We start from the raw sequence: 9688 nt of genomic DNA, 5'->3' as shown, positions 1-9688 counted from the left end.
GATCTGGGCTGACGCATGAGAGCCGAGGCCACCGCCCTTGATGGCGTTATGGTGATCCACGCCAACCCTCGGGCAGATGAGCGCGGCGCCTTTACGCGGCTGTTTTGCACCGAGCTGCTGGGGCCCTGGCTGGGCGAGCGTGGTGTGGTGCAGATCAACCAGTCGCGCACTCACCAACGCGGCGCCGTACGCGGTATGCACTTTCAATACGCGCCCCATGCCGAAATGAAACTGGTGCGCTGCATTCGTGGCCGAGTCTGGGATGTGGCGCTGGACTTGCGCGCCGGCTCGCCGACATTTCTGCACTGGCATGGGCAAGAGTTGTCCGCCGAAAACCAGCAGATGTTGTTGATTCCAGAGGGCTGTGCCCACGGTTTTCAAGTATTGGAAGCCGATAGCGAGCTGCTGTATCTGCACACCGCTGCCTATCACCCTGCCGCCGAGGGTGGCGTGCGTGCCGATGATCCCCGCGTTGCCATCCCGTGGCCGTTGCCGTTGGCTGAGTTATCTGAACGTGACCGCACGCACCCGCTGCTCGCCCATGACTTTCAAGGGATTCAGCCATGAACTGCCGCCACTGCGCTGCGCCCCTGCAACACACCTTTCTAAACCTTGGTTTCGCACCGCCGTCCAATGCCTACCTGGCTGCTGAACAGCTGGCTCAGGTCGAGCGTTATTACCCGCTAAAACTGCGCGTTTGTACCGACTGCTGGCTGGTGCAGACCGAAGATTACGCCGACGCCGGTGAGTTATTTGCCGCCGACTACGCCTACTTTTCCTCGACCTCCAGCAGTTGGTGTGCCCATGCGCAGCGCTATGCGGCGGCGATCACTGAACGCCTGGGGCTCAACAGCCAAAGCCTGGTTTTAGAAGTGGCGTCCAACGATGGTTACTTGCTGAAGAACTTTGTCGCCGCCGGCATTCCCTGCCTGGGTATCGAGCCCACCGCCAGTACCGCCGCGGCCGCCGAACGTATGGGTATCCCGGTGCTACGCGAGTTTTTTGGCGAGGCCCTCGGCCGTCGGCTTAGCCAGCAAGGCCAGCAAGCCGACCTGATCGCCGGCAACAACGTGTTCGCCCATGTGCCCGATATCAACGATTTCAGTCGCGGCCTGAAAGCGGCGCTAAAGTCCGGTGGCACGGTAACGCTGGAGTTTCCCCACCTGCTGCAATTGATTGAACAGGTGCAGTTCGACACCGTGTACCACGAGCATTTTTCCTACCTGTCGCTCTATAGCGTGCAGCGCATTCTGGCTGCGGCGGGTTTGACCATTTACGACGTGGAAGAACTGCCCACCCACGGTGGTAGCCTGCGTATTTATGCCGGCCACAGCGAGCAGAACCGCCAGCCTGGCGCTGCCGTAGACGCGCTGTTGTGCAAAGAAAAACAGAGCGGCTTGCAGGAGTTAGCCACCTACCTGGGTTTTCAAACACGGGCCGACGCGGTGAAAAATGGCTTCCTGGCGTTTCTGCTTGAGCAGAAAAAAGCCGGGCGCAGCGTGGCGGCTTACGGCGCTGCCGCCAAGGGCAATACCTTGCTCAACTATGCTGGGGTAAAGCCGGACCTATTGGCCTTCGTCTGCGATGCCGCGCCGTCCAAGCAGGGGCAGTATTTGCCGGGTAGCCATATCCCCATCTTTGCCCCCGAGCACTTGCAAACGATGCGTCCGGATGTGGTGGTATTGCTGCCCTGGAACCTGGCGCAAGAGCTGGTCCAGCAACTGGCGTTTGTGCGCCAATGGGGCGGGCAGTTTGTGACGGCAGTGCCGACGATAGAGGTGGTATAGACATGCGTATTCAGTACACCAAGCCCTCTATCACCGAGCTGGAAGTCGAGTATGTCACTGACGCTGCGCGCACTGGCTGGGGTGAGCAGTGCTACGCCTATTTGCAGCGCTTTGAAGCCGCGTTCAAAACCTACCTGGGTAGCGACTACGCCATTGCCACCTCCAGTTGCACGGGGGCCATGCATATGGGCCTGGCGGCGCTGGGTATCGGTGAAGGTGACGAGGTGATTCTGGCGGACACGAACTGGATAGCCACTGCCGCCCCCGTGCTGCACCTGAACGCGACACCGATGTTGGTCGACATCTTGCCCGATAGCTGGTGCCTGGATCCGGCGCAGGTGGAGGCCGCTATCACGCCACGCACCCGCGCCATCATCGCCACGCATCTGTACGGCAATCTGTGCGAGATGCAGGCATTGCTGGCCATTGGCGAGCGTTATGGTGTGCCGGTCATTGAGGACGCGGCCGAGGCCATCGGTGCCGTTTACCACGGTCGCCGCGCGGGCAGCATGGGCCGCTTTGGGGTGTTCTCGTTTCATGGCACCAAAACCATGACCACCGGCGAAGGCGGCATGTTCGTAACCTCGGATCGTGCGTTGTACGAGCAGGTGTTGGCGCTGTCTAACCATGGCCGCGTAGCGGGGCAGAGCAAGCAGTTCTGGCCCGACGTATTGGGCTTTAAGTACAAAATGTCCAACGTGCAGGCGGCGCTCGGTTGCGCGCAGTTGCAGCGCATTGACGAACTGACCGCGCGCAAGCAGGAAATCTTACGCACCTACCGCGAACTGCTGGGCGATTTGCCTGGGGTGGCGTTAAACCCTGAACCCGCCGGGGTTACCAACGGCGCTTGGATGCCGACTGCGGTTTTTGCAGCGGCGCTGAACATTACCCGCGAGCGCCTGCAAGAGCGCTTCAAACTGGCTGATATCGACGCCCGGGTATTTTTCTACCCGCTGTCCGAGCTGCCGATGTTTGAGGGCTACGTGGCCAAGCCGATCGCCGCTGATGTTGCCGGGCGGGCGATTAATCTCCCCAGTTTCCATGACATGACCCGCAGCGACATCGAGCGCGTCAGCCAGGTGATTATTGAGCTGCACCGTGAGGCGCAGGCATGAGTACGGTGGTCATATCCCAGCCCATGTACTTGCCCTGGGCGGGTATGTTCGAGCAGTTGATGCTGGCCGACGACTTTGTTTTTTTTGACGACGTGCAGTTCGCCAAGGGCTTTATCAACCGCGTGCAATACAAAACTGCCGACGGTTCGAGCTGGCTGACGGTGCCATTGAAAAAGCACCCGCGCGACAGCCGCATTTGCGATGTGTTGGTGGCCGATGACAGCGACTGGCGCAGCAGCCATTTGCGCGCGTTGGAACTGTCGTTGGCCGGCACGCCTTATTTTGCCGATGCCATGGGCCTGGCCGAGAACCTGCTGCGCCAGACCGACTTGAGCTTTGTTGAAATGCTTATGCAGGGCTTTGTCAGCGTCGCCGACTACTACCAACTGCTGGCGGGCAAACGGTTACACCAGTCTTCGGCATTCGCCACAGAATCGCGCAAAAGCGCGCTGATACTTGAGTTGGTACAGCAGGTAGAGGGTACGCGCTACGTCACGGGCCACGGCGCCCTTAACTATCTGGACCATGAAGCCTTTGAGGCTGCCGGTGTTGAGGTGGCGTATATGAACTACAGCAAGCGTGAATACCCGCAGAAATTCCCACCGTTTACGCCTTACGTCACGCTGCTCGATCTGGTCGCCAACTGTGGGCGCGACGGCAAGCAGTACTTAGGTTCAGCCGTTATGCCGTGGCGCCAGGCCATGGCCGAAAGAGCAATTGCCCATGAATAACCCATTGGACAAAGTGGCGGCGGAGTACAAGCCAGGTTCGGCAACGTCGGTGGAAAACGAGCTGATCCTTAACTGGTATCCACCGCGTATTCTGGCGCGCCTGGGGCCGCTAGAAGGCGCTGCGTTGCTGGAGCTGGGCCTCGGTCATGGCTACACCACGGCGTTGTTTAACCGTCACTTCTCCCGGCACGTGGTGGTTGAGGGCTCTGGGGCGGTGATTGAGCTGTTCCGCGCGCAGTATCCAAAACTGGATATCGAATTGGTCGAAAGCTACTTCGAGCATTACCACAGCGACAGCCGTTTCGATGTGGTGATGATGGGTTTTATCCTTGAACACGTCGACGACCCGGCGTTGGTGCTGCGCCGCTTTAAGCCGCTGCTTAAACCCGGTGGACGCCTTTACGTCGCCGTGCCCAATGCCAAGTCGTTGAATCGCCGGCTCGGGCTGGCCATGGGCAAAATCAACGATATCTACGAACTCAATGCCAACGATCACGCCCTGGGGCATCAACGCCAGTTTTGCCGCGACACACTGAAAGCCTTGCTTACCGAGGAAGGGTTTCGCGTGACGTGGGAGGAGGGCATTTACCTTAAGCCGCTGCCGCTGGGGTATATGCAAACCATGCCCGAGGTGGACGAAAACCTGCGGGCGATGTGCGAGGTGGGGGTCGATTTCCCTGATCTGTGCGTGGGGCTGCTGATGGAAGTGGAGCTCGCTTGATGCCCACGGCGTTGGTGGTGGGCGCTACCTCCATGCTCGGTAAGCGCCTGGTCGCGCAGTTGCAGGCGCACGGCTGGCAGGTGATCACCGCCGGACGTCAGCCCGAGTGCGAGGTGTTTGTCGACTTGGGTGCCGCGCCCTGGACCGGGCGGGCCGACCAGCAGGCGGATGTGCTGTTTCACTGTGCCGCGGCATTTGCCGATGACTCGCCACAAGGTTGCTGGCTGAATGAAACGGTTAACGCGTTGGGCAGTTTGCAGGTGCTGGCATTGAGCGAGGCGTTTGCGTGTCGGCAGTTGATCTACGCTGGCAGCATTTCGTCGAGCTATCGCCAGGCGCCCACTGAGCTTGGCTCTTACGGCGCATCGAAACTACGCGGTGAGCAGTTGCTCGAGTGGGGCATGGCCAGGCAGCAGGGCAGCTTTTGCAGCTTGCGCCTTGCCCAGCTTTACGATGAACGTGGCGAATGCGCCGCGCACCAGTGGTGGTTTTCGCGCATCGTCGCTTATGCCGCGTCCGGCCAAGATTTGCGCTTGCCACCGGGCTCGGCGCTGCGCAATTTTGTTCATGTCGATGACGCTGCTGCACTGTTGATTCGTGCTGCCCGTGAGCACTGGCGTGGCGTTCGTTCGGTGGTGCATCCGCGCTCGCTCAGCACGGCCGAGATTGCCGAGCAGGCTTATGCCGTGTTCGCCCAGGGTGGACGAGTGCGGGTGGCTGACGACAAGCAACCGTTTCGTGAGGTGTTTATTCCCCAATCCGATCTGCTTGATTACCCATTCCGCTCACTTGAACAGGGGCTGTCGCAGATCCGCGCCGGCGGCTATGGGCAAGGCTTCGCTGCTTTGGATGTGGCTTGAGCCATGACGTGCACAGTGCTGGTAACCGGCGTGGGCGCCATCATTGGCCAAGGGATAATCCAGTCCCTGCGCCGGGCCGATTTTCCGTTGCGTATTCTCGGCCTGGACCGCAGCCCCGATGCCGTGGGTAAGCACAGTTGCGATGGCTTTTATGTAAAGCCGGCTGTCGCTGAGGAAAGCCAAACCTACGCCGATTTCTTGCGCAACCTGATCGAGCGCGAACAGGTTGATCTGCTGTTGCCGGGCATTGAGCAAGACGTTTTCTATTTCGACAGCCAGCGCCAACTGATGGCCGACTGGCCCGTGACCGTGGTGCTTAATACCCCCGAATTGATCAGCTTGGGCCGGGACAAATGGCTGCTGCACCAAGCACTGCTGCGTGAAGGCCTGCCGGCGATTCCCACGTTGTTGCCAAGTACTTGGGAAGATTGCCAGCGCCAGCTCGGTGCACCCCCTTACTGGGCCAAGCCACGGCAAGGTTCCGGCGGTCGTGGCCAAGGGCTGATCGAAGATGAATACGACTTTGCCTATTTCCAGCGCAAGCAGGCACCTAACTTGCTGATGCAGCGTCTGGTCGGCTCTGCCGCCGAGGAATATACCGTTGGCTTGTTTGGTTTCGGCGATGGCCGCGCCACTGCGCCGGCTATTTTGCGTCGGCGCCTGGGCGCGGGCGGCGCCACTTGGTCAGCCGAAACGGTTGCCAGCGATGCCGCCATAGAAGCCTTTTGTGATGGCCTGGTGCGTGCGTTTAAACCCATCGGGCCGACTAATTTTCAGTTTCGTAAAGAAGCTGAGCAGGCGTGGCTGCTGGAGATTAATCCGCGCCTCTCCGCTTCGATTTCCATACGCGCGGCGCTGGGCTGCAATGAAGCGCTGATGAGTGTCGAGTACTTTCATTTGCAGCGCTCGCCGACATTTACCGGCTTGCATGCCGGCCGGTGTTCGCGCTACATCGCCGACCATATCGAGTTTCTATGAGAGCCCAGGTCCGATGATCGCCATTCTTTCCGACGTGCATGGCAACTTCCCCGCGTTGCAGGCGGTGATTGCCCGAGCAGACCAGTTGGGCTGCGAGCGCATTATTTCGTTGGGCGATGTGACCGGCTATTACGCCGAGCCGCATAAATGCATTGAGTTGCTCGCTAGCCGTAACGCCACGCAACTGCTGGGTAACCATGACGCTTATTTGGTCGAAGGCACCGGCTGCCCGCGCTCGCGTTTGGTGTCGTCGTTGCTGGAGCATCAGCGCAAGGTAGTAACCCCTGCGCAGGTTGAGCTGCTGTCAGGGCTGACCTCGGCGTATCAGGAAGGCAACGCCACCTTTGTGCATGGCGGTTGGGAAGACCCGCGCGACCAATATATTTACCGCGTCTCCCGTGAGTTGCTGGCGGGCGACTATCGCTTCTATTTCTCCGGCCACACCCATGTGCAAATTGTCGTTGAACTCGGCGCCAAGACCTATTGCAACCCTGGCTCGGTCGGCCAGCCGCGTGACGGCGATAATCGTGCGGCCTTTGCAATTTTTGATGGTGAGCAGATACAGCTGCAGCGCGTGGCCTACGATATCGACGCCACCGTTCAGGCTATGCAAGCGGCCGGCTACAGCGAGTCGCGGCTATGGGAAAACTTATATATCGGTGCGCAGATCGGCGGGCGTATCGACCAGGTGATCATCGACGACGGAGCAGCACCCAGTGACTGACGACAACGAACAATTCCACAACGAAGTCGAGCGCAATATTCAATCTGCTGGCAACGACGCGTCGCTGAAAGCGGACTCCCTGGCGTGGATGCTCAAGGCCGGCGGCGAGCATCGCTACTCATATAACTTTTCCTGGCTGGGGCGGCCGATCATTCAGTACCCGCAGGACATTCTGGCCATGCAGGAGTTGGTCTGGAACATCCAGCCAGACTTGATTATCGAGACCGGCATTGCCCGCGGCGGCTCGCTGATTTTCTTCGCCTCGATGCTGGAATTGAACGCCGCTTGTGGGGGCCCGGCAGATGCGCGCGTGGTGGGTATTGATATTGATATCCGCGAGCACAACCGTCAGGCCATCGAAGCGCACCCCATGGCCAAGCGGGTGACCATGATCAGCGGCTCCAGCATTGCCGCCGAGGTGATTGAGCAGGTTAAGCAATTGGCGGCGGGTAAAGCGCGAGTGCTGGTGTCGCTGGACAGCAACCACACCCACGCGCACGTGTTGGCCGAACTTGAGGCCTATGCGCCGCTGGTGACGGCCGGTAGTTACTGCGTTGTGTTCGATACGGTGATTGAAGACACGCCGCCTGAGCTGGTTGGCGACCGCCCATGGGCGCCCGGCAATAGCCCGAAAACCGCCGTGTTTGAGTACCTCAAGCAGCACCCTGAATTTCAGGTTGATGGGCGGATGGACTCTAAACTGCTGATCAGCGTTGCGCCGCAGGGCTACCTCAAGCGCAGTTGAAGTGCAGCAACCGGGGCATTGGCCAATATCTTGCTATTGCTCCCGGAACCGGTCCGTTCGTCAGTTTCTTGACTGTGGCGCCGTTTCAAGCCAATAGGGAGCGTTCATGTCTTACGTAGAAAGCCGCATCGTTGTCAGTGTGCCCGTGTACAACGAAGGCCCCTACATTCTCGAAACGTTGCAGTCGTTGCAGGCGCAAACCTATACCGACTTCAAGGTGTTGGTCGCCGACAACGCGTCCACCGATGAAACGCAGCAGATCTGTCGCGACTTCTGTGCTGGTGACCCGCGCTTTACCTATGTACTGCATGAAAAAAATCTCGGTGCCTCGGCCAATTTCCACTATTGCTTTGAGCAGTCGCGCTCCGAGTTTTTTATGTGGCTGGGCGGGCACGATCTGCTCCATCCCGAGTTTATCCAGCTGGCGCTGGGCAAAATGCTTGAGAACGATAGCGTCAGCCTGGTTTACGGACAGACCCATTGGATTGATGAACAGGGCAAAACCCTGGCTAATACCAATGGCGGCAACTATGTGTTTAGCGAACCGCTAGCGGCGCACGAGCGCTATTTGAAGGTGTTGTATGCGCTGGATCGCTGTGAGCCGGTTAACCAGCTGATTCGACGCAAATTCATCGACATGGAGTTTCGCCCGGTTGTTAGCGCGGACCTGGCGTTTCTCTGCAGCCTGGCAGCGCACGGGCCGTTCGCCCGGGTGGAAAAGCAGCTCTATATCCGCCGCGAAATTAGCAAGCGCGACAGTACCGCCATGGAACGCATGACCGGTACCAAGAGCCTGCCGCAATACCATCAACTGGCTGAGCTGTTTATTGACAGCATTAACGCCCACCCCGCGATTGCCCCTACGTTCAAACCAATGGTGATTGGCCGTGTGCTGAACTGGATGAACGAACGCTTTGGGTTGTTCTCACCACCAGCTGCAACGCTAAGCACGCCAACTGTGGACCGGCCCGCGCCGTTCTTTAGCGTGCTGATGCCGGTATACAACCGCGAACGTTATGTAAAAGAAGCGCTGGATTCGGTGCTGTCGCAAAGCGATGGCGATTTTGAGTTGATCGTTGTTGACGACGGCTCAACCGACCGCTCGCTGGAGATTATTGCGGCCATCAACGACCCGCGTCTGACCTTGATCCGCAACGCCCATGGCGGTGGTCCGGCAGCGCGTAACACTGGCATCCGCACAGCCAAGGGCGAGTGGCTGGTGTGGATCGACAGCGACGACCGCCAGGCAGCGGGTGCACTGGCGGCTATTCGCGGGGCAATCGCCGCCTGCCCAGGCGCTGACGTTTTTTATGGCGATTTGGAGATTTTCGACGACGGCGAGCCGGATAAACTCTGGCGCACCCACTACCCGGACTTCTTCGGTCAGTCGCTGTTGCCCCAGCTGATCCACGGCAATTGCCTGCCTAACCCGGGCACGGCAGTGCGGCGTGCGCTTTACCAGCGCTGCGGTGGCTACGACGAGCGCTTTACGCGCTGTCATGACTTCCAACTGTGGACCCGTTTGGCCGGTAGTGCGGTATTCAAAAAAGTCGATACGGTACTTTGCCATTGGCGCCAGCATGGCGAGAGCTTGTCCAGCGCCAAGACCCGCGCTTTTGAAGCCAAAGTCGCGCTGGATATGTTTGCCCGTTATCCCGCCAGCCAATTGTTTCCGGACTTGGGCGATGACGCCCTGGGCGTGGCGCATGCCTGCCTGCGTCTGTCGAAAATCCTTAAAAGCCTGGGCGAGTATCAGAGCGCGTTGGCCTATGCCTACCGCGCTCGCGCGCTGGGTATGACCGATAGCGAATACAGCCAGGAACTGCACGAGGTGGCGCCGCTAAGCCATGAGCCGACCTTCTCGGTCATTCTTACCACCTACAACCGCGCCGATTTGCTGGTGGATGCGCTCGATAGCTTGGCAGCGCAAACCTGGAAGGACTTTGAGGTCATCCTGATCAATGACGCCGGCGCGCCGGTGGAGCATGTGCTGCAAGGTTATGACTTCCCCATTACCTATCTGGCCC

At 59.3% G+C, this 9688-nt stretch carries 10 protein-coding genes; all 10 read left to right on the top strand.

From position 1 onward, the window contains the following. Nucleotides 1-15: 15 nt before the first annotated feature. Nucleotides 16-567 carry a dTDP-4-dehydrorhamnose 3,5-epimerase family protein gene (locus tag AAAB16_RS00050; RefSeq protein ID WP_340661482.1) on the top strand — a complete coding sequence of 184 codons (552 nt, stop codon included), beginning with the start codon at nucleotides 16-18 and terminating at the stop codon, nucleotides 565-567. Beyond that, nucleotides 564-1787 carry a class I SAM-dependent methyltransferase gene (locus AAAB16_RS00045; RefSeq protein WP_340661481.1) on the top strand — a complete coding sequence of 408 codons (1224 nt, stop codon included), beginning with the start codon at nucleotides 564-566 and terminating at the stop codon, nucleotides 1785-1787. Before AAAB16_RS00050 ends, AAAB16_RS00045 begins: the two co-directional genes overlap by 4 nt. A 2-nt stretch (nucleotides 1788-1789) precedes the next feature. After that, on the top strand, nucleotides 1790-2902 hold the full coding sequence (locus AAAB16_RS00040) for a DegT/DnrJ/EryC1/StrS family aminotransferase (RefSeq protein WP_340661480.1): 1113 nt from the start codon (nucleotides 1790-1792) through the stop codon (nucleotides 2900-2902). Continuing rightward, the gene (locus AAAB16_RS00035) at nucleotides 2899-3633 is read left to right on the top strand and encodes a WbqC family protein (RefSeq protein WP_340661479.1); all 735 of its coding nucleotides are present in this window, start codon (nucleotides 2899-2901) and stop codon (nucleotides 3631-3633) included. The genes AAAB16_RS00040 and AAAB16_RS00035 overlap by 4 nt, the downstream gene beginning before the upstream one ends. Beyond that, nucleotides 3626-4354: a class I SAM-dependent methyltransferase gene (locus AAAB16_RS00030; protein WP_340661478.1), complete on the top strand. Its 729-nt coding sequence runs from the start codon at nucleotides 3626-3628 to the stop codon at nucleotides 4352-4354. Before AAAB16_RS00035 ends, AAAB16_RS00030 begins: the two co-directional genes overlap by 8 nt. Next, the gene (locus AAAB16_RS00025) at nucleotides 4354-5214 is read left to right on the top strand and encodes an NAD(P)-dependent oxidoreductase (RefSeq protein WP_340661477.1); all 861 of its coding nucleotides are present in this window, start codon (nucleotides 4354-4356) and stop codon (nucleotides 5212-5214) included. The genes AAAB16_RS00030 and AAAB16_RS00025 overlap by 1 nt, the downstream gene beginning before the upstream one ends. Nucleotides 5215-5217: 3 nt before the next feature. Next, nucleotides 5218-6192, top strand: coding sequence for an ATP-grasp domain-containing protein (locus AAAB16_RS00020; protein ID WP_340661476.1), 975 nt, complete (start codon nucleotides 5218-5220; stop codon nucleotides 6190-6192). Nucleotides 6193-6205: 13 nt separating this feature from the next. Beyond that, nucleotides 6206-6916 carry a metallophosphoesterase family protein gene (locus tag AAAB16_RS00015; RefSeq protein ID WP_340661475.1) on the top strand — a complete coding sequence of 237 codons (711 nt, stop codon included), beginning with the start codon at nucleotides 6206-6208 and terminating at the stop codon, nucleotides 6914-6916. After that, the gene (locus AAAB16_RS00010) at nucleotides 6909-7661 is read left to right on the top strand and encodes a cephalosporin hydroxylase family protein (protein ID WP_340661474.1); all 753 of its coding nucleotides are present in this window, start codon (nucleotides 6909-6911) and stop codon (nucleotides 7659-7661) included. Before AAAB16_RS00015 ends, AAAB16_RS00010 begins: the two co-directional genes overlap by 8 nt. Nucleotides 7662-7767: 106 nt before the next feature. After that, a partial coding sequence (locus AAAB16_RS00005) for a glycosyltransferase (protein WP_340661473.1) occupies nucleotides 7768-9688 on the top strand: 1921 nt, incomplete at its 3' end.

The organism is Pseudomonas sp. (genome assembly GCF_037994325.1).
Taxonomy (GTDB): Bacteria; Pseudomonadota; Gammaproteobacteria; order Pseudomonadales; family Pseudomonadaceae; genus Aquipseudomonas.
The sequence above is the reverse complement of the archived record's forward strand: the minus strand, read 5'-3'. Positions and strand labels throughout refer to the sequence as shown.